At 42.4% G+C, this 19,217-nt stretch carries 19 protein-coding genes; 1 reads left to right on the top strand and 18 read right to left on the bottom strand.

The annotated features are described in order from the left end of the window. Nucleotides 1–15: 15 nt before the first annotated feature. A complete protein-coding gene (gene sltY, locus FVA69_RS03195; protein ID WP_164528416.1) occupies nucleotides 16–1,929 on the bottom strand; it encodes a murein transglycosylase in 1,914 nt (637 codons plus the stop codon). A gap of 746 nt (nucleotides 1,930–2,675) precedes the next feature. On the opposite strand from sltY, the gene FVA69_RS03190 reads away from it, so the two are divergent. Continuing rightward, entirely contained in the window at nucleotides 2,676–2,954 is a 279-nt protein-coding gene (locus tag FVA69_RS03190; RefSeq protein ID WP_164528415.1) for a DinI-like family protein, read from the top strand. Between the two features lie 38 nt (nucleotides 2,955–2,992). Here the strand turns inward: FVA69_RS03190 and FVA69_RS03185 are convergent, their stop codons facing one another. The 17 genes from FVA69_RS03185 to FVA69_RS03105 form a co-directional block, all read right to left on the bottom strand. Then, nucleotides 2,993–4,435 carry a hypothetical protein gene (locus FVA69_RS03185; RefSeq protein WP_238789281.1) on the bottom strand — a complete coding sequence of 481 codons (1,443 nt, stop codon included), beginning with the start codon at nucleotides 4,433–4,435 and terminating at the stop codon, nucleotides 2,993–2,995. Nucleotides 4,436–4,660: 225 nt separating this feature from the next. Then, on the bottom strand, nucleotides 4,661–5,752 hold the full coding sequence (locus FVA69_RS03180) for a hypothetical protein (protein ID WP_164528414.1): 1,092 nt from the start codon (nucleotides 5,750–5,752) through the stop codon (nucleotides 4,661–4,663). Continuing rightward, nucleotides 5,749–9,351: a TipJ family phage tail tip protein gene (gene gpJ / locus FVA69_RS03175; protein ID WP_164528413.1), complete on the bottom strand. Its 3,603-nt coding sequence runs from the start codon at nucleotides 9,349–9,351 to the stop codon at nucleotides 5,749–5,751. The genes FVA69_RS03180 and gpJ overlap by 4 nt, the downstream gene beginning before the upstream one ends. 2 nt (nucleotides 9,352–9,353) lie before the next feature. Next, nucleotides 9,354–10,016 (bottom strand): tail assembly protein, encoded by a 663-nt coding sequence (locus FVA69_RS03170; RefSeq protein ID WP_164528412.1) that lies wholly within the window; start codon nucleotides 10,014–10,016, stop codon nucleotides 9,354–9,356. Beyond that, on the bottom strand, nucleotides 9,920–10,648 hold the full coding sequence (locus FVA69_RS03165; protein ID WP_164528411.1) for a C40 family peptidase: 729 nt from the start codon (nucleotides 10,646–10,648) through the stop codon (nucleotides 9,920–9,922). The genes FVA69_RS03170 and FVA69_RS03165 overlap by 97 nt, the downstream gene beginning before the upstream one ends. An 8-nt stretch (nucleotides 10,649–10,656) precedes the next feature. Next, nucleotides 10,657–11,355: a phage minor tail protein L gene (locus FVA69_RS03160; protein ID WP_164528410.1), complete on the bottom strand. Its 699-nt coding sequence runs from the start codon at nucleotides 11,353–11,355 to the stop codon at nucleotides 10,657–10,659. Nucleotides 11,356–11,419: 64 nt separating this feature from the next. Further along, on the bottom strand, nucleotides 11,420–11,977 hold the full coding sequence (locus tag FVA69_RS03155) for a zinc ribbon domain-containing protein (RefSeq protein WP_164528409.1): 558 nt from the start codon (nucleotides 11,975–11,977) through the stop codon (nucleotides 11,420–11,422). Between the two features lie 68 nt (nucleotides 11,978–12,045). Continuing rightward, entirely contained in the window at nucleotides 12,046–12,375 is a 330-nt protein-coding gene (locus FVA69_RS03150) for a phage tail protein (protein ID WP_164528408.1), read from the bottom strand. A 46-nt stretch (nucleotides 12,376–12,421) separates the two neighbouring features. Then, complete coding sequence (locus FVA69_RS03145) at nucleotides 12,422–15,490, bottom strand: phage tail tape measure protein (RefSeq protein WP_164528407.1); 3,069 nt, start codon at nucleotides 15,488–15,490, stop codon at nucleotides 12,422–12,424. Beyond that, nucleotides 15,465–15,737: a phage tail assembly protein T gene (locus tag FVA69_RS03140; RefSeq protein WP_238789309.1), complete on the bottom strand. Its 273-nt coding sequence runs from the start codon at nucleotides 15,735–15,737 to the stop codon at nucleotides 15,465–15,467. Before FVA69_RS03140 ends, FVA69_RS03145 begins: the two co-directional genes overlap by 26 nt. Nucleotides 15,738–15,802: 65 nt before the next feature. Then, a complete protein-coding gene (gene gpG / locus FVA69_RS03135) occupies nucleotides 15,803–16,180 on the bottom strand; it encodes a phage tail assembly chaperone G (RefSeq protein ID WP_164528405.1) in 378 nt (125 codons plus the stop codon). 94 nt (nucleotides 16,181–16,274) lie between these two features. Then, nucleotides 16,275–16,838 (bottom strand): Rha family transcriptional regulator, encoded by a 564-nt coding sequence (locus FVA69_RS03130; RefSeq protein ID WP_202983393.1) that lies wholly within the window; start codon nucleotides 16,836–16,838, stop codon nucleotides 16,275–16,277. 202 nt (nucleotides 16,839–17,040) lie between these two features. Next, nucleotides 17,041–17,553 carry a phage tail tube protein gene (locus FVA69_RS03125; protein ID WP_164528404.1) on the bottom strand — a complete coding sequence of 171 codons (513 nt, stop codon included), beginning with the start codon at nucleotides 17,551–17,553 and terminating at the stop codon, nucleotides 17,041–17,043. An 11-nt stretch (nucleotides 17,554–17,564) separates the two neighbouring features. Beyond that, a complete protein-coding gene (gene gpU, locus FVA69_RS03120; protein ID WP_164528403.1) occupies nucleotides 17,565–17,963 on the bottom strand; it encodes a phage tail terminator protein in 399 nt (132 codons plus the stop codon). Beyond that, entirely contained in the window at nucleotides 17,963–18,526 is a 564-nt protein-coding gene (locus FVA69_RS03115; protein ID WP_172412309.1) for a phage tail protein, read from the bottom strand. Before FVA69_RS03115 ends, gpU begins: the two co-directional genes overlap by 1 nt. Further along, nucleotides 18,504–18,800 carry an ATP-binding protein gene (locus tag FVA69_RS03110; protein ID WP_164528402.1) on the bottom strand — a complete coding sequence of 99 codons (297 nt, stop codon included), beginning with the start codon at nucleotides 18,798–18,800 and terminating at the stop codon, nucleotides 18,504–18,506. Before FVA69_RS03110 ends, FVA69_RS03115 begins: the two co-directional genes overlap by 23 nt. Nucleotides 18,801–18,803: 3 nt before the next feature. After that, complete coding sequence (locus tag FVA69_RS03105) at nucleotides 18,804–19,151, bottom strand: DUF2190 family protein (RefSeq protein WP_094963140.1); 348 nt, start codon at nucleotides 19,149–19,151, stop codon at nucleotides 18,804–18,806. Nucleotides 19,152–19,217: the final 66 nt, after the last annotated feature.

The following is a 19,217-nucleotide window of genomic DNA, read 5'->3' as shown; positions in this document are numbered from 1 at the left end:
GAAGGATGACGCGAATTAGTATTTCATATTCCACTCATTAGAAAGCAACACCTTACTATTTTTCTGCCCCATAAAGTGCCGATAGAATAAGTCATATGACAACACGTTTTTCACATAGCCGCGAGTTTCTGAGAACGGAATACTTTCCACAAAGGCGACCGCATCAATACGCCCACCACTATTACCTAACCAACGAGTCACACGAGATGGGCCTGCATTATAAGCCGCACTGGCTAAAATGCGGTTATTACCAAACTGCTGATAAACATCTTCCAAATATGCTGTTCCCAGCTCAATATTGGTCGTAGGATTAGTTAATTGACTAGCATTTACGTAGTTAATACCTTGTTTTTGCGCGGTATGTTTTGCTGTTGCTGGCATCAATTGCATCAAACCTGTCGCTCCGACAGGTGAGCGAGCTTGTGGATTCCACGCACTTTCTTGGCGAGCGATTGCCATTGCATAGCTCTTTTGAATATCTTTCGATTTGGTATATAAATTGAATTCTTTATCCCACGCTAATGGGAAACGTTCTTCTAGGTGATCCCAAAGTTTAGCAGTGATAGTCGCCTGCACGCTGAGATCCGCCCACTTATTATCAAACGCATAACGCGCTAATTGCTCTTGCTGGTTGGCAGGTAGCGATGCCACTAAACTCACCCATTCAGAACGAGCAAGGTTGTCTAGCTCCCAATACATTAACTCTCTAACTCGCTGAACTTCTGGGAGTTGACTGACGCTTGAGTCTGGTTTAACAGCCGTTTTAACGTATACAGGGTAATCTACTTCTAAAACTTGTGCTGCAACCATTGGGTAGAAACCGCGTTTTTCAGTTAATTGGCGAAGTAACGTCTCACCTTCTGCTTTTTTACCTGCATCAATTAACGTGATGGCCTGCCAATATTGCCACTCTTCTTTATTTTTCACTTCCGCTGGCAAGCGATTTAACCATGAAGCGACACCTTTCTTATCGCCAGCCCCTAATGCCAAACGAACACGACGCTCTCTCAATGAAGATGAATTGCTTTCTTGAATGGTCTCATCACGCCATTGAGCCTGTTCAGGGGTCACATCTCCCATATATTGCCAAGCAATACTGTCTTTAAGTAATTGCTTTTCTGCCATGTTCATTTTTTGTGCAGAACTTATGCTATTAAGTACCGTACGAGCCGCATCAGGGGATTGACGTGCATAACGACTAAAAGCCGCGATGGTGGCTTGGCGAGTAAAATCCGTTGGCGTCATCGTTTTGGCGAATGTCACAACTGAGGCTGGGTCATTTTGTAATTTCACTAACGCATCACCAATCGTTTTATAACTTGGTGGTAAACGTTTAGCTAAATAACTCGCAATCGAAGTATTACCCTCTTTTATGGCTAAATTAATGCGCTCAAGAGTCATTTCAGGGGTTAAATAACCCGCTTTTTCCCATTCATTAAATAACTTATCACAAGCACTCGGCATTGAACGGCCATTTAACCAGGCTTTTTCTGCCCCTTGCCATGCAACTTGTTTATTTCCCACAGCCCAATTAGCAAAATAAAAATTACATTGTGCTTCTGCAGGTTTTGGGGCTTCAGGGCTAAACTCCAGCAATGATTTCCACTCTTGACGACGGGCTAACTCATTCACAAATCGAGTTTTTAAGTTTTTAGCAACGGGTAGCGTCGGGTAAGTATTAATAAACTCCTGAACTTGGCGAGGTGATACAATATCTAAGTCTTGAGTTAGCTCACGATAAGCGAGATAAGGGTAAAGTGGATAATCATGCAAGGTCGGCAGCAAGCGCTCGACTTCATCCATTTTATTGGCATCCCATGCAACCTTAATTGCTTGATAACGCTCCCGCTGTGCCTGTAAGGAATCCGCCCATACTGTGCTGGAAACCAGCAACATTGTTACAGGTACTGCCGATAACCAACCTTTCATATTCACTCGCTCCATCGCTAAACTAAAGTCAAAATACAGGAAAACCTTAACCTATATATACCCCAAATAATTCGAGTTGCAGGTAGGCGACAAGCGAAGATAGACGGGGGAGCATAGATAAACTATGTAACTCGGCTAGCCTAGTGCTGTCACTTACACCTCAACGAAAAGCGCTGCAACTTGAAGGATTACGGGTATATTAAACATATATCAATACTATGAATGCTACCGAAAGTTTTTATTTAGTAACAGCGGAGAGTTCTTGAATTTTTCGACTTTACAGTCTTTTACTTTATATTTATTAGGTTTTTACTCTCGAGTTAACGCAGATAGCCTAGACCATCACATACGCAATCAGGTATAGTTCATACCAAAATATTTATTGTTGTTTATCCAATCGCAGTAGGTCATGTATTCCTACTGCATAGAAACAGAAAATTAAAATTCCCTTTATAAATCAAAAGGTAAATAAATTGGCTCAATACGTTTATAGTGTGTTGAGTCATTATTTCAGTAGTACGCACATTCACGCACAGTCTATTAAAATCAATAAGTAACAAGACTTTTTAAAAATAACACCTCGCACATACATGCACTAATTAGCAATTCCATGCCCCATTTATGCCCCATGATTTTTCATTAGTTGAGCGATACTTCTTGATCTTTGATTGTAATTTACTGTATATAATTACAGTTATATTTTACTGTATATAAATCCAGTTAATTAACCTGCGAAGGAGTGTTTTATGGTTACTATCAAGATCCGCTTTAACCGCAATAAAAAAGGTCAGTTACCTACAGGTACTTTTGAAGCATTAAGAAATGAAATATCCAAAAGATTAAGTGCCAAATATCCAGATCTAAATATCGATATAAACTGGGGGACTCAAGATAATGTATCTATTGACGGTCTTGGGAAGAATGATAAGAAAACATATATTGAAGAAACACTGGAAGAGATATTTATCGATGGTGATTGGCTTCCTGAAACCCAAGAAGCCGAAGTGGAATATTTTGATAAGTGATCTAGATGCGCCAACCACTCGAGCTGGCGCATTGGTTTTTATTGCTCTTCTATCTGTGTTGCTGCTTCCTGCTCTGCCCTTTCCGCTTCCTCTGCTACACGTTTAGCTTCTTCTTGTGCTAATCGCTCTGCTTCTAGCTTAGCGAGTCTCTGTGCTTCAGCTTGCTTTTGATTGTAGAGTGAGTTAGGTGGCATTTCGACACGCATGTCTATCCAGCGGGATTCAGGTACGTCACAAGGTTCGTAGTTTTCGAAGTAAACAGGCACGCCTTCTTCATCAAAGTGCTTAATGCGCTTGTTCTGGAAACGTTCTGGCATATCTGCGTTCTGTTGGTGGAAAACAAAAACTTCAATATCACCATCAGGTCTCACCTCGTAATCAATGAGAACCATGTTTTTACCGTTATGGTCTTGAGGAATGACAAAGCCGTTATTGATACCCCATGCACCATCGGCATTAAAACCCACAACCCCTTTAATGAGGTAATGGCCAACACCAAGATGCTCCATTTCAACGCCTTCAGATTCTTCGTTTAACTCAATGTCATCAGAGAAGAGTTTTACCACCGGGGATGCGGCTTTTAAGTTTCCGTTGGAGTCTTTAGTGGTGTTTTTGTCAGTTAGTAAGTTGTATACGTGCTGTTGTGATGCATCGCCACCAATAACCTTAACGCCCGCCCCATTTTGACTTGCTGATATTGTAGTAAATATACTGTACGCTCTGAAATACGCGATAGCACTATACTGAAAATGAAAGTTACTACTTGCATAATCATTTCTGGTTATTTGACTTGGTATTCCAGACTTTAATTTTGAGATAAACTCGGATTCACTTAAATTAACTGAATCACCAACACCGGCCCATCCAAAATCACCAACATGCATTAATGCGCCACTCTTTTCTTGAAGAGTGTGAATATTAAACCTCTCATAGTCCTTTGATGATACTATTGAGGTTTTATTTCCACGGGTCTCAAGCTTAACTAAGTACGTCCCCATTTTGGAAGCAACATCACCTTCAGCAGTAACATTCCCTTTAATATCCCCACCATTTTTATCAAACTTCCCATCTAGCAGCCTATCCCTTTCTTTCTCCGTTCTCAGTTGCATTTCAGTGCCATCAGGTAACACCACTTTAATCACACCGGATTCGGTCATGAGTCGGTTCATTATCATCATCAGTTGATAGCTTTCAGTAACCATCGCTGTTGCTTTGTTAACACCGTCTGATACTGAACCAATCATCGTGATTGAAATAACGTATTTCACATCTGTTAGCGCCACTGGAACGGGAAAGCTTAACGTCATTTGTGTATCGCTTTCCACCGAGCGAATGCTGTTTTGATATATCGTATTGCCCGACTGGATAAGGATAATTTGCCCCACAGAGACTTTCGTCACGCTGTTTTTCCATAACGTGTTTTTACCTGTGATTTTCGGGTCGTTAGCCTTTGTTGAGATAGTGCCAATTTCATAAATCATGGTGTTTCCTTGAATTTTGAACGTAAAAAAACCGCTTGCGCGGCTTATTGATATTCGTTTATTACTTCATACAGTGATGTTGTTTGAACTCATTTTTGTCTGATTGTGTGACCACAAATAATCCTTCACATACTTCGTGCGTAACTGTTACAGGAGATTTGCACGCAGCAATAAGCACGACCATTCCTGCGAATATCGCATATTTCATTTGTTTCATATGGTTACCTATGGAAAAGGAAAATAATCTGCAGCGTCTAGAAAAATAGCGGGTGTTGCGGTTCGGGCTATCGTTTGATTGCCGTGATAACCACGCTGTTGAGAGGTACTGGTTTGAAATAAACTGATTTGAGACTCTCCTAAATTACCGATATTTAAGTCTCGCCACCAGCCTAAACCACCATCGCTGCTGAATATCTCCCCGACCTTTGTCGGTGTGTACATGGGCCGACGAATGGGATCAACGTTAATACCTGAACCTAGCGGTATTTGATTGCCGGGAACGGTAATAGGCCGAGTCATTACGCCCATTTGAGAGTTAAACGTGACTTTCCCTTCTAGATTACGAATTTTCAAACCAAAGCCGGGTGTATCCAGTTGGGCGGGTTGCACATTCGTAAATGCAACAACCCAATACCACGCGGGCGAATAGGCGGTAATATTGGTACTGTTTCGATTTCGGCTAACATAACGCCACCACTTTAACTTTTCCCAGCTTTGTACGTTTGAAGGCTCCAAACGGATAAACGATTTGTTATCGTCGGTGTAAAAGAAAAACACGGCATTTTCAATTGTTAGCCCGGGGAAGGTGCTTTCAATGTTAAAGGCATCCGTAATGTAGACCTTGGCTTTATGAGTAGCATAGGCATAACCAAGGGGTGGCGTATTTTCCAGAAAGATAGAACTCCCCATGACTTTTAGCCCAAAACCACTCGCGGCTTTTTGTGATGCGATAGTCGGAAACGCGATAATTTTTGTATAATTAAAATTATGCGTATCACTAAACCCCATTACCGTGACTTTTCGACCATCCGAGCTATAGGCGATCTTATCTTGAGTCCCCGATACATAACGCCTATCCCCGCTTTGTGTAAACGTGACTTCCGCTGCTGTTAAAGAAACCACCTGAAATCCATATCCTTCTGGAATTTCGTTCGGACACGTCCATTTTGATGTTAGCCACCCCCCATCAGGGGAGAGGCCATCATTCGCCCTAACGTAACGAGTCCAAAGGTTTGTCGCTGGAGCGGTTCGTTCATTGAACACAAACTCACTGCCGTCTAAATTCCGAATTTTCAAGCCATACAAACTATCAATCATAAGAACCACCCTAACTCTATGATGTAGATGTTTTTATACTTAAAGTAGTCGCCTTTACTGTTTCGAATAACGGAGTAATCCCCCTTATTACTGTTTGTCTCAAACACACTGTTTTGCATATCAATACGCATTCCAGATTTGCCCGGCACATAGTTAGGTGAGCGCATGTCAGTTTGAACAACAATACTGCCAATCATAGCTTTGTTAATCAGTGCTTCGCTAATAACCACTTGCCCGTTAATAACGACAAATGCCGGATCTAACTTGCCGCTGGATGGATTAAAAATACCGAAGGTATCGGCACTAAAACCAATTTGAGTCACGACTTGCCCGTTTTTAACGCTAGCCCCTATTAGCATTTTGGCATCATAATATTGGCCGTTGTACATCACCGCAGTTTTAAACGAAATAACAGAAGAAGCATTACCTTGATAGTCCACCTCCGTTTTTGCCATTTTCTCAATCGCCGCTTGAGTCTCTCCGTATTGGGAATTAAGCCGCTCAATAGACTGTGCAAATGATTGGAATTTGTTAGCTGTAACAGTATCGAGTCGAGTAATAGACGCTTTTATTCTTAATTGCTCAACCGATTGATTGCCATATTCCGCTGTCAGCTGCATCCCCATTTCCGCTAGTGAGCTTTCAGCATTGGCAATTGTGCGTGCCAGTTGATTAATTAACGCTTCATTATCATTAAATCGGGATTCTGCTGTTTCAATATGCTTCGTCTGTGTCTCATCGATTTTAGCAATCGCCTCTGACTGATCCGTAATACGGGCATCCATCGGTCCTAATTTGTCATCAACTTGTTTAATCTCAGCTTTAACCTGTGAAATATCTTTCGCTGTTGACTCCTCAAGTGTTGATAATGACTCTTGCACTTTTAGAACAGCGGATGAGGTTTGCTCGTAGTCGGTTTTAACTTGCTGCTGCCAGCGTGCTAGCGCCTCCTGGTCTGATACTCTCACTTGTTCAAGTCGGAATATTTCAGATTTACGCGTGCCCTCTTCTTCGAATAAGCGCCATGAGACTTGATTTAACATCATTGTGTTGTTAAGTGTCGCTTCGGCTGCTTGCTCAAGTTGCAGTTGAACATTCCCTTGATTGAAGTCGATTTGCTCCTGCATTTGCTGCCCAGCTTCGGTGCTGAGGAACTTATCACCGATAACTTCCAATATTTCATCAGCCCGATCCTCTGGCTTTCCGTTAGCTTCAACAAACTGCGATTTGCCAACTGGGTTCACGGTTCTGACATAAACGTAATATGTCTGACCAGCTTTAAGTTTTCTTCCCTGAATAACCCACATCGTGCCATTACCAAGGTATTCAGCTAGCAACTCAACTTCATTGATATTGACGATCTGCTTTTCAGAAAACCAGAATTCATATTGCAGGCGCAGCGCATTTTGCCCACCCACATGTGGGATAATCCCTAAACTGAAAAAGCCCGGTTCAACATCGATATAAGACGGCGGTGGCGGTGGGTTAATATCAAATGAGACCGAGGCTTGTTCGCCCTTTTGCCCATCTTTATTTTGTGGTGCGACAGAGAGCAGGTAATTCCCTTGAGGTAAATTACCAATACGATAACGGTTTTCTTGGGTTTTAGCGGTACCCACAATACGCCCTGCTTGGGTTAATTTGAGAATAAAATCAACACCACGAACTGCCGTTGCAGTTGTCCAGTTAGCTTCCACTTGCCAATTATCACTATCCGCACTGACTTCAACGGAAAGGTTTTCAACTGGGGGGATGTAGCCACCCAATGGCGTATCGGGCAACGGTTCAAATTTTACACCCTGATCAACAATCGCCTCTTTTTCGGGAACATGCTGAACTGCAATAACACCGTAGGTGCCATCACCCTTATCAGAAATCGTTATCGCCCTAAATAAACGACGAGCCAAATCAGGCGGATTAATTCCCCAAATGGTTTTTGCTTTTAATCCTTTTGGTACCGCCTCAACTTTGATTTGGTTATTGGATAAGTATCCCGTAATTTTCACACGCTCATATTTGCCAGTACCATTCATCAAGGTAATAAATATTGAGCCTGATTTGGGCGGGGTGATCTCCCTGTCTAAAGTTAAAACTTTTTGAGTGGCATTAATGCCAATGAGACGGCCACTAATGGGATCCTCACCACCAACCCAGTCATTATCCATGATTTCAATAATGTCACCGGGAGTGTGGCGCAACCCTTCCGCCCCCACGTCAAATTCTACTGTTTGTGTTTCTAACTTTTCAGTCATTAACACCCACAAACCATAGCGCCTTGCTTGACCTCGGCTCGTACACCCAAAAGCATCAAGGCGTAAGACGTTAGGACCGAATTGAGCTACCAGTGCATCATCCGTTACCTGTTCTATGCTGGTTTTCCAACCATTTTCAGGATCAATGAAGCGCACTTCAATGATATTATGGCGGGCTTTTGCAGGGCTAAAACTGTAATTAAATCGACCTGCAACCACATTGGCGTTTGTGTAAGGCCAAACAACATCACTCGGGCGATCTTGGATGAAAGTGAGCATTTGCCCATTCCATGCAAACATTACTCGCATTTGTGAACAGAGATCTTGAAAAAAGTCATAAGCTTTACGAATATCAGTAATGTAAGCATTGCAGGTAACGCGGGGCTCTGTCCCCCCAAAACCATCAGGCACCCTCTGATCGCAATACTGACCAATAACATAAAGTGCAAATTTATCAATTTCCGACAGCTTTAACCGCTTACCCAGTCCAGCACGGGGGTTTGTCAATAAGTCATATAAAACCCACGCGGGATTATTTGTGTAAGCAGGCTTAAATGTTCCACTCCAGATACCACTGTACTCTCGTGTTTCGGGGTTATAGTTATCAGGCACCTGAACAATACGCCCCCTAATGAGGTAACTGCGAGAAGGGTATTGATTACCAAACTGCTCACTTTCAAACGTCAACCCCGCAACCGCTGAACCCGGATAGGTTTGATTAATATCAGTGATCTCGGTATAGCTTGACCATATCGTATTATTTTGTAGTTTATCGCTATTACTATCCGGTGTAATGCGAACCATACGAATGCTAAATGGTGGAGATGGTAAATTATCAATAATAACTGCAGTTAAATAAGGTGAATTACTACGCTTTCCTCGAATTGTAAGATTTTTCTCTGTCACCCATGCGCCATTACGCTGTACTTGGATTTGTAATTCTACTGCAGTGGGGACTCTATCTCCGTTATCCTTAACCTCGACCAATGTTTGGGTTCCAAACGTTAAGCGGAGGCGATCAATATTCCTCGAGGTAATTGTTCGTGTAACTGGGGTGCTTTTTTTTATTTCAATCCCCACAGGAGTTTCACTTGAGGATGAAGAAAACCCCTCTAATGCTGGCTGCTCCAATGTTCCAGAGACCCACTGAGCCGTCATGCCATTAACGTTACTATTACCAGACGAGTCAATCACAGGGGTATTATTAAGATACACGCCCTTTAAATCACCCACAGGCCCCTCAATGGGTCCTTCGCTTACAAGGTCAACGATAGACAGTTTTTGCCTTGATGTTAAATCGTTAGGTGCTTCGTACGGTGTACGTTGCTTACCTCCACCTTTACCCATGATTAAGTCTCCCCACTACCACCGTGTTTGCCTACGTCAATATCTTTGCTTTCACTGTCATCCATAATTTCGACAGACTGAGAAATTACCCGCGATCCACACATGATTTCACCGTACGCGATAGGTACCGCCATCCCTTGAGCCACTGAATTGTCTAGATTGCTGAAATAGGTGTTCCCTTTTTCTTCTTCAGAACGAGATAAGCTGGCTCGCTTAGGAAGTGGAGTCAGCATCTGAGCAACGCCGCCCAACATCATTGCGGCACCTGCTGACATCATCATGGTTGCGGCTGTCGCCGATATCCAAGCAGGCCCCCACCACCCCAGCCCCAAAATAGCGGCACCTGCCACAAACTGAAAAACACCACCAGACTTAGCCCCTTCAATACGCGGTACAATATGGATAACCGCATTGGGTATTAGCGGTTCATAAATACGTTGATGAAGTTCATCAGGCTTAACATCAGAGCCACTTATACGGATCTGATACCAACCTTCGCGGAATTGTTGTTTAAGATTGGGGATTTGAAGGAATAAGGCATGAAGCCCTTCGGCTGCGGTTTTTATATTTAAATCGAATCGACGGCCAAATCGTTGCAGATCCCCATAAAATCGGATGGTTGCCAACTGCGGTAACGCCAAATCGAGTGAGTCATTTTTTGCCATCTTTCGTTATAAACCTCACGTTTGCTTAATTGATTAGGGACGTGGTGCAGGATTGTCTGATCACCGAGGTAGATTGCGGCATGATTTGCGCGAGAACTGGCGTAACAACACAGAATAATGTCACCGGGTTGGGTATCTCTTTTGACTTGCTTAAAGCCATTTTCAGTCAAATTATCTAAATAGAGCTCTTTACCTTGCCGCCACCAATTGTCTTCGCGATCAAAATCCGGCAATGAATGGCCGGATAGATGATAAGCATCACGAAACAAGCCATAACAATCTGTAGAGCCATGAATAAACTCACGGCCTAATAACTTTGGCACACACTCAAACTTGATTATTTTTTCATTACACACCAACCACCAAGGTAGATGTGTTTTGAGCTGGTGAGCTCTATCTGCTGAACTCAAATAAGGTTTTCCGTTCGGATGGCTGTGAACAATAGCAACCACATCACCTAAACGCTCGGCTTGAATGTAGTTTTCAACTGCAATCGAGAAATAATTATCAGGGTCGGCATGCTGATTTTCACAAGGAATATAAACCTCAGTACCCTCTTGAATAATCACAAGACCGCACGACTCATGTGGCACCATGCTTTTAGCATGTTTCAGAATAGTTTGTTCTAACATAGGGGTCCTTATTGACTAAGGCGAGATGAGGAGAGGAAGCAGCCTATTCGATGTGTATTATTTCTTAATTTACAATCAGATAACCGCTTTCCGCACTTGTCTTTTGTTGTATCTTGGGTTGGGTTCCCAAGTTCATCTGCTACTGGCTCACCTTTATAGCCGCACTCCTCACCCCGATAAGCAAAATTACACACATCAGAAAGAATGACTCGAGCTGGCAATGTCGCCCCATCGGTTTCAGTTGGAGCGGCTAACTCGAAAGTCGCTGTTTCTGCATTTATCGAGGTCAATTGCTCAATTACCCAGCGGCTAACTTGCTCTTGAGTCGGATCCGCATTTTTATTACCACCAGCAAAATTCTCCGCATCGAGAAACTTGGCGTCCGTTTTCCTGCGGATCACTATGCCACCTATACCAGAATTTAATCGACTAGCAATGCCATAAACCAAACCAAATAAATTTGATAATGAAATAGTTGGACGGTTTGATGGGCCTTTACCATTAAATCCAAATCCTTCACCAACAATAGGATAAGGCTCATATTGTTGCCCTTGCCAAGTAATCGGTTTTAATAATTCATTCGCACCATCATGAAACCGATAGCGGACACCACCGATATTGGTTAAATCTATTTCATATAATATTATTTCAGAGTCACCTTCAATTTCAGTAACTGCAATAAGTAACTCAGGTGGGATGTTTTGCATTTTATTTACCTACAAAAAAACCACCCGAGGGTGGTTATGTCACTATCACTATGAAAAACTTTTATTAATTACCTATAAGATTTAATATTTTTTTAATAAAATCACTTTGAATTCTTGTGGGTAGTTTTTCTGCAACATCATGAATATCATCATTATATTTTAACTTTAGCATGGCGGGAGTAACTCTGGGATTATGCTTTTTTATTTCAAATGCTAACTTCTTCACCCCATAGTCATTAATTACTTCCCTTCCATTTTTTATGCCAATTAATTCATCTATATTATAATTTAATAAAGAAAATGAATAATCAACACTTGAAGGACTCGCCTTTGCTACTTTTATATCACTACCACAATGTTTACATTTTATAGCATCAGTATTAATAAATTCCGCGCAAAATGGACATTTTTTTGTTACTGAAGATTTTTTACCAAAAATAGTTACCAATAAACCACACAAAATAATAAAGCAGCTAATTAAAATGTAATTCTGCTTGTCTGTCATTAAACCAATATTATTAACCCTTCCACCATATCCAGTTGCTACAGTAACATCCATTGCGAAAGAAGCTATAGCGCCAATTATGCCAATAGCCAAAAGAAATAGCCCAAATCCTTTCATAATGACCTCTAACTATGATAATTGGCATTATATTAGCGCATTGAAGCAAAAGAGAAAGCGATCAAACCTTAGAAAATGACCTGCTCAAATTCCGCACTAATTGTTTTACGGACATTACCGCTATCTGAAGACCACTTTCTGCAAACAACTACAACTGCAGGTTGGCTTTTTATGGGTTGAAATAAAAACGATTTTACACCACCGTGTCGCTTCAAAAATTCCAGTGCTTGGTCTGCTTTTTCGGGAACAAGCGATAAATTAACACTGAATTTTTCAAGATGTGCATTCAATCCATCAACTTTACGTTGCTCATAACCATCACCAAAACGCACGGATCTTGTTCGGGGTGAAGAATCCGTTTTCATCCTCGGCTTAACTGGCCAATTAAACGTTTCCATTAAACCTCCATTATTTAGCCTTCACTCTGGAGGCTTTAAATTTACTTTATGAAGAAAATGAGCCACCATCACGACGTTGTTTTCTCATATAATCTTCAGCTCCTTTTTTACCCGCTTCATAAACTACCTTAAGCGCTTGAGGCCCAATCTCACCATTTGAACCATCATTCTGAATAGTGACATGATTGGTTTGATAGAAATCACCAGAATTTTGCTTAGTATTCGCAGCAATAACACCTAGTTTTCCATCAATACCACGGCGCAAAGGTAATATCGCCTCTGGACCCGCCTCCCCCATAAGTCCAGCACCGCGAGCAAAGGGGAATAAAGTTGGTTTAGAAACAATCTGACCACTATAAGCACTTAGACCAGGAGTATTATACACACCACCATTAGCATTCGGTGTCACGCTACCAAAACCAAAGGCTTCAAACCCTTTAACAATCGTCATTTTAATAGCAATTTCAGCTAACATTTTTAATATAGAGCGTGTGAAATCTCTAAAATTAGCTTCACCACCCGTTAACGTTTCCGCCAACTGAGAACTAAAACCATTGAGTGTAGCTGAGGTTACATTTTGGATTTGTGCATTAGCATCTAATGCAGCATCTCGATAATTACCCCAAGCCGTACTGGCACCAGATGCCCAATCCGTTTTTGCTGCATCCTCCTTATTAAAAGTGGCTTGCTTAGCTGATTTAACTTTGTCCCATTGTGGTGTATCCCCATAAACAGAACGAAGCTGTTCAATTTCCAAGGCACGCTGAAGCTCTATAGTAGACTTACCCAATGAATCAGTTATTGCTTTTTGTCTTGCTTCCTGCTGTTTAACATATTTATCAGCCTGATCCTGCAGTTTATTTAGGTGCTCTTGCTTCGCAATTTTGTCACCCAAATCCGCTAACTGCTTTTTATTCGCAAGAATACTTTCTTTATTTTTCAATAAAGATTGTTCATCAAGAGATAATTTACGAGTCTTTCGAGCCTCTTCTAAAACTTCAAATTTAGCTAACTCTAGCTGTAAGTTTTTACGTTGCTGACTAAGAAAATCTGTTGCTGAGGAATGCTGTTCAAGAAGCCTTAACTGTGCCTGAAGAGATGTAACCTCTGCTTGCGCAGATTCATCATGCCGGGTTCCCATATCCGGCTTATAGGCCTTACCTTTTGGCGTTTTACGGTCTAGTTCCTTTTGGTACCGTTCTTTTTCTCGTTTAATAGCCTCATCTTTTGCAGCTTGAGAGGCATATTCATTATTCCTAATTTTTCTCAGTTCGCTTTGGTGTTTTTCTTCTGCGGTTTCATATTTCTTCTTTAATGCTAAGTCTGCTTCAAGTTGCTTCTTCATTTTCTCATTAAACGCAGTAATAGCATTTGTACCTGCTTTAAATGACTCTTCATTAGCTACTTGATTTTGCAGAGTTTTAATCTCTGATGTTAGATTTTTAACTAAAGCTCTGTTTGCTTCTAAGTTTCTCGTGGCATTTTGATTTAAAAAAGACTCTGAATTTCTTCCAACCCCATAACCAGTTGTATCTGGTACTCCCCCTTTTTCGGCTAGTTCAAGTTCTTTTTTAATCGCAGCTAATTGCTTAACTTTTGCGTCTAATTTATCTTGTACAGAAACTGAACGACCTACATTGAGCATTTGATTCCATGCATTTTGAGCGGCTTCCCCCACCCATCTCCATGCAGTTTCTAGCGTCCCTAAATTTTCACTTATTTGCTTAGTTCGCTCATTCATTGAGGTAGAAAAAAGCTCCCATGCTAATTTGGTTGCCTCAGTCTTCCTCCCTTGCTCCTCTAGCGTAGTTATTTGCTCAAGTTGTGTTGCTGTCAAAAAATGAAGGGATTTGTCCAGATCCATGACAGCTTGAACAGGTTGATCTTTAAGGCGCTGAAACTGTTTAATCGTTTCATCAATAGATTGACCTGTGGCCTTCTCCATTTTCGCGGCTACACCAGCAACCATGTCTACCTGTGGCCCCGTAAATGAACCTGAACCGACTACTTGTGCCAGCGCATCAGCCATTTTGTACTGAGTGATCCCCTCACCCGAAAGGGATTTAGCCAAGGCATTGAGTTCACCCTGCGTTTTAGCCGCATAATTACCGGTTAAAATAAGTTGCTTATTGTACTCGCTAAGCTCTTTAGACCCTTGGTATGCCGCAATACCAAAAGCTGTTAGTACACCAGCCCCACCCACCATGGCGACTTTCCAAGGTGTAATTAAAGATGTAATGGCTTTCAGTGAATTACCAAACCCACCAAAAGAGTCTTTAATTTGACCACCTTGCTGAATGGCCACCAACCATGGTGGCATGCCAGAAGCCAAAGAAGTGACAATATCAGTCATTTGCATAGGCAACTGGCGCATGGCCTGACGATACTGTCCAGAGGTTAAAGTAACCCCTTTCATGACACTATTTTGTTTTTCCAGCTTACGAATATAAATATCTGCTGAACTCGATACCCCAAGCTGTGCTGCTTGCAATCGCAGCATTTCAGTACGTGACAGGTTTTGCTGTGTAACCTGTTCTTTTAACTTATTAATAAAGCGCTGCTTGGCTTGTGCCGCGCTATTTTCTGCCTGTGTAATGGATTTCGATGTACCAATCGCTTGTGAGGTAAGCGCTTGATAATCTTTGGCATGCAATAACCCCTGCTGCATGTCCTTGTTCATCTTGCGCTTAATTGCGCTCAGATCTTCCAGTCCCTTACCATTCGCTTTAATTGCATCTAACTGTGCATAATATTGCTCAGCAAGTACCTCTTGGCTTCGTGCATTTTGCGCCCGTTGTGCTTCAGCCTGAATGAGTCCTTGTATTTTTTGGTGGGCAGTATCCATTTCATCATTAGCTCGCTTCCGTTCGCTGGCTAATTTTTGCTCTGCTGAAATAGACTCTTTTTCAAACTGTTTGAGTTGTGACCGTGAACGTGTCAGCGCTGCTTCTGCCTTCGCCGCTTGTTTGGCTAAAAAGTCTTGCTGCCGCTTAATTGAGGCTTGCTCTTTGCGTTCCTGATCGTTAAGTTCACGCTGAACCCGACCTGCTTTTTCAAGAAATTCGGTTGTATTCGCGCCAATTTTAATCTCAAGATCCGCTATTTGGTTGCTCATATCGCACCCCTCCTGATATCCCCTCACTGGCTAACTGAATGGCCTCATCTGACATTCCTCCCTCGTCAGCCTCAACATCGGTTAGCAACATAAAATCGGTCAACTCGGTTTTCGTGCCACTCATCGCCATATAAAGAGAGGTATGCAAGGCAGCAAATTCAATATCAACAAGTTGAGGCATAAAAGGCGTCTTGCTGAAGTGTGTCACCCAATCACTAAACTCGGAGGCACTCATTTCACTTAGCATTCGACGCCAATCTGGACGCCCAAATTCACGCGCAAGTCGCAAAGCAAAAATACGCTCACGGCTGGCTACTTTTCCAACGTGATAAGCTCACCGTCTTCCGCTTCATCGTCATCACCCTCAGAACTCGACATGCCGCTGATTTCCGAGATGGCGCGAACCGCTTCGCTTAATGCATCCATGCTCCATGTTTGCGCGATTTCGTCGTAGAGATCATCAATGTCACGATCGCGGTCTTCATGCCAACGTGAGCGAGAAACCAGCCATGCTTGGCTTTCTACCATTGAGCGCATTGATTTAGCATCTTTTTCAGCACCTTCAAGCCCTTCAGTTTCTTTCTCTTTTTTAGCTAGAAAGTCAAAGTAATCTGCACGTTGCAGGGCGGATAGCTCATAGAGAACAACATTTTCTTCACCAATAGTGATTTCTTTTTTCTTTAAAAACATATCGATACCTTTTCGTTAATAATAAAATAGGCCGCTGAGCGACCTATTTAACTGTAAAATCAATACCCTCAAAATTGAGGAGGTGTAATTAGATTTATTTTCCATGGCTTAGAAGCTTACCGCCACCGACTAAACCCAATGCCATCTGACTGATATCACCTATTAGTTTTTCCGCTCGATTTAAAATAACCAAATCATCTTGGCGCTTACGTAATCGCCGACCAGCATCACTTGAATCTTCATCAGAAGCTTTCCTTGCCACAGCTAACATGTGTTGTAGTTGCTGGATGGTAAATCCAAACCCTGATTCAGCTTCTAGCTCAGTCATGTGATCGAATACTTGCGCTTGAAGTTCATAGCTATAACTCATAGCCATTAGACAAGCTTCTCGTTTTGGGAATTTAAAGCACGGGTATGACCGACCTTTGCTATCAATGTAATCGGCTAAAAATTTAGCTGATTGACTTTCACCTAAAACCCTTGGCGCTTTTGCCATAAAGTTTTTATGTGAAAGCTTTTTATATTCCTTGCATGGGAATTTTAAACCTTCCGCTTCAGCCTTTGCCTTTCTGTCAGCATTGATATAGTCAACCATTTCCAAGCTAGTCATAGTTGGTTGTTCAGATATAACATTATTGATGACTGTTAATTTAGTCATGATACTGTCCTTACTTAGTAATGAACCCTTGCCACATAGGAGATCAGCCCATCGAAGCAGTATCAGCTATAACTGACTTCCTCAAAGGCTCATTCCTAAATAACGGTTCGATGTTTTAAGTGTGTGTGCATGTGGTGCACAGAGTGAAATGCATATAAAAAAAGCCACATTTCTGTGGCTATTCATTAGGTTAGTCAGTTGATTATTCTTTAGGTTGCGCAGCCGTTCTAGTCGCAGGCTTCGGTGTAATTTCTTCCGCCATTGTTGGGCGACCGGTATTTTTAATTTTTACCGTACGCGTCATGGTTTCTTTGATCGGAATGGATTTACCTAAGGCGCTAATCCAGCCTTTAAATAAATCCAGCGTGCCATTCGGGTACGAAATTTTGTAAAAGCGCGGCAAGCCTTCATCAAACCACTCAATCAGGTCTTTTTGCCCCTCCTCGCCCGGTAACCAAGCAAGAGTAATACTGGTTTCACCTGAGGATTTCTCACCTTGAGTAGTGTTTTCCCAGTCCCCATCAGGATCATCAAGATAGCTATCATCTTCACTTGCCGCCGTGATTTCTCCCGGCTCCAGTGACTTAATTTTAGCTAATCGAATAAAGCCCGTTTCGCTAAAGGGATCTTGGGTTGGGTCACCCGTGCCGGTATAGACCCAAAGTGTGGTACCTGCCCCCTTGGTGGGAGCTAATGGATTTGGTACTTTTGCCATCGTAAAATTCCTTACATGTCATATTCAATTTGGTAGGTGATATCAACCGAAGCCCATAACGCCATTTCATCATCGCGATCATAATCAAACCCTTTCGGGGTCATATCGGTTAATACATCACCTAAACTGCTCATGCTTTCGATAGCTGGATATAGCTTTTCTTCCACCCAGTTATCTAAATCAGAGTCAGTTTTGGCGGCTTTTAAAAAAAGCTCGATATGAAGGATGGCGGTCCATTGGTTGCTATCAAGGTACCGTGGATCAGGGTGGGGCTCTGTTAAATAAACAGCGACGACAGGCAGCTCACTTTCATCAAAGTTAACGGGTCGCCCGTCATAAGTTGATAATTTTGGGAGGCTAGTCTTGAGTCCCTCAATCACCAACTGGCGGATCTTGGTGTGCTTAATCATTATCCCCCCTTAAAATAAAGCCGTAATTGGTTATTCAAGGCGTATTGCATTTCTTTGCTCATATCCTCCTCACGAACTTTAATAGCGTGCTCTTCAAAGGCCTCTGTTAACGGTTTGGATACGGGAATTTTGACAACATCAATCGGGTAACGGCTTAAGCTAAGCCGTTGCATGACATGCCATTTACCATTTTTTAGCTGCTGAATAAACGCACCTTTAAAGGTGAATTTACCCACTTTTAAAACACTGCCATGCCGCCTATCGACTCCCCGACGACGAGATAATTGAACACGCGCCGTGCCGAGCACAATCGCAGGTAAATTACCTCTGTTTACTGTGATCCGCGCTTTAGGGGTGCCTTGCTTTACACTGGCTTTCTTAAGCCTTACACGCTTACGGATGATCTTTTGTTGGATTTTGACTTCTTTGGAAACTTGTTTGACACTGCGGCTAACGGCTCTTGCCGCAATCCGATTTATTGCCTGTGCCGTGGCAATCGGCGTCACTTTATCAACGATAATGCCAAGATTACGAACCGCTTCATCCTTCCCCTTCATCGTCATCAACCTCTAAAAAAATCATCCACTTACCGTTGAATCTTTGTCGGCGAGTGGCTTTATAATGGAGACCATCTGCGATGACACTGTCATTCTTCCCGGGCTTGTACGTATCAGAAAAAATGACATAAGAAAGCCCATCCCCCGTAACAGGGCCGAAGTCAGGTAAGAAATGAGATTCCACCCCAATATAACCAACACCGTTAATTATGATGGGCTTCCCCATTCGCTTTGCAGTGAGTGCGTCCATGCGTTCTGCAAACCGTTCAAACGCACTCATAAATTAACCGCCTGCTGCCACGGCTGCTGGAAAAATATTAAGCTTTACGGGTACTAACTCCGCACCCGCTTCAGCCGCCCCCCATGTAATACCAACAGGAACGCCACCTTTATCCGCAACAATCCCTTTATCACCTGTCACCGCTTGACCTGCGGTTAATGCAACGCCTGCCTTTTTCTTTAGTAAAAAGACACCCTCTGCAAAACCATCACCCGTCTCCCCAGGTTCAATATTTGTCGCTGCGACACAAGCCAATGCGCCCACCATGACCAAATCTCCACTGAGAATAGCGGTTGTGCCTGTATTGATAACTTCAACAGTTAGCCCCTGTTGTTGATAATTCTTAGCCATAACTTCTCCTTCTGGCCCCGAAGAGCCAGATTTTAGGTATAAAAAAAGCCCGTTAGGGCGAGAGTA

The sequence above is a fragment of the Providencia sp. PROV004 genome (assembly GCF_011045615.1).
In the GTDB taxonomy this organism is placed as follows: domain Bacteria; phylum Pseudomonadota; class Gammaproteobacteria; order Enterobacterales; family Enterobacteriaceae; genus Providencia; species Providencia rettgeri.
The sequence above is the reverse complement of the archived record's forward strand: the minus strand, read 5'-3'. Positions and strand labels throughout refer to the sequence as shown.

What these genes read in the sequence shown, in the direction of transcription:
- sltY (WP_164528416.1), bottom strand. Translation starts at nt 1,929, where the DNA reads ATGAAAGGTTGGTTATCGGCAGTACCTGTAACAATGTTGCTGGTTTCC.
- FVA69_RS03190 (WP_164528415.1), top strand. Translation starts at nt 2,676, where the DNA reads ATGGTTACTATCAAGATCCGCTTTAACCGCAATAAAAAAGGTCAGTTA.
- FVA69_RS03185 (WP_238789281.1), bottom strand. Translation starts at nt 4,435, where the DNA reads ATGATTTATGAAATTGGCACTATCTCAACAAAGGCTAACGACCCGAAA.
- FVA69_RS03180 (WP_164528414.1), bottom strand. Translation starts at nt 5,752, where the DNA reads ATGATTGATAGTTTGTATGGCTTGAAAATTCGGAATTTAGACGGCAGT.
- gpJ (WP_164528413.1), bottom strand. Translation starts at nt 9,351, where the DNA reads ATGGGTAAAGGTGGAGGTAAGCAACGTACACCGTACGAAGCACCTAAC.
- FVA69_RS03170 (WP_164528412.1), bottom strand. Translation starts at nt 10,016, where the DNA reads ATGGCAAAAAATGACTCACTCGATTTGGCGTTACCGCAGTTGGCAACC.
- FVA69_RS03165 (WP_164528411.1), bottom strand. Translation starts at nt 10,648, where the DNA reads ATGTTAGAACAAACTATTCTGAAACATGCTAAAAGCATGGTGCCACAT.
- FVA69_RS03160 (WP_164528410.1), bottom strand. Translation starts at nt 11,355, where the DNA reads ATGCAAAACATCCCACCTGAGTTACTTATTGCAGTTACTGAAATTGAA.
- FVA69_RS03155 (WP_164528409.1), bottom strand. Translation starts at nt 11,977, where the DNA reads ATGAAAGGATTTGGGCTATTTCTTTTGGCTATTGGCATAATTGGCGCT.
- FVA69_RS03150 (WP_164528408.1), bottom strand. Translation starts at nt 12,375, where the DNA reads ATGGAAACGTTTAATTGGCCAGTTAAGCCGAGGATGAAAACGGATTCT.
- FVA69_RS03145 (WP_164528407.1), bottom strand. Translation starts at nt 15,490, where the DNA reads ATGAGCAACCAAATAGCGGATCTTGAGATTAAAATTGGCGCGAATACA.
- FVA69_RS03140 (WP_238789309.1), bottom strand. Translation starts at nt 15,737, where the DNA reads ATGCTAAGTGAAATGAGTGCCTCCGAGTTTAGTGATTGGGTGACACAC.
- gpG (WP_164528405.1), bottom strand. Translation starts at nt 16,180, where the DNA reads ATGTTTTTAAAGAAAAAAGAAATCACTATTGGTGAAGAAAATGTTGTT.
- FVA69_RS03130 (WP_202983393.1), bottom strand. Translation starts at nt 16,838, where the DNA reads ATGACTAAATTAACAGTCATCAATAATGTTATATCTGAACAACCAACT.
- FVA69_RS03125 (WP_164528404.1), bottom strand. Translation starts at nt 17,553, where the DNA reads ATGGCAAAAGTACCAAATCCATTAGCTCCCACCAAGGGGGCAGGTACC.
- gpU (WP_164528403.1), bottom strand. Translation starts at nt 17,963, where the DNA reads ATGATTAAGCACACCAAGATCCGCCAGTTGGTGATTGAGGGACTCAAG.
- FVA69_RS03115 (WP_172412309.1), bottom strand. Translation starts at nt 18,526, where the DNA reads ATGACGATGAAGGGGAAGGATGAAGCGGTTCGTAATCTTGGCATTATC.
- FVA69_RS03110 (WP_164528402.1), bottom strand. Translation starts at nt 18,800, where the DNA reads ATGAGTGCGTTTGAACGGTTTGCAGAACGCATGGACGCACTCACTGCA.
- FVA69_RS03105 (WP_094963140.1), bottom strand. Translation starts at nt 19,151, where the DNA reads ATGGCTAAGAATTATCAACAACAGGGGCTAACTGTTGAAGTTATCAAT.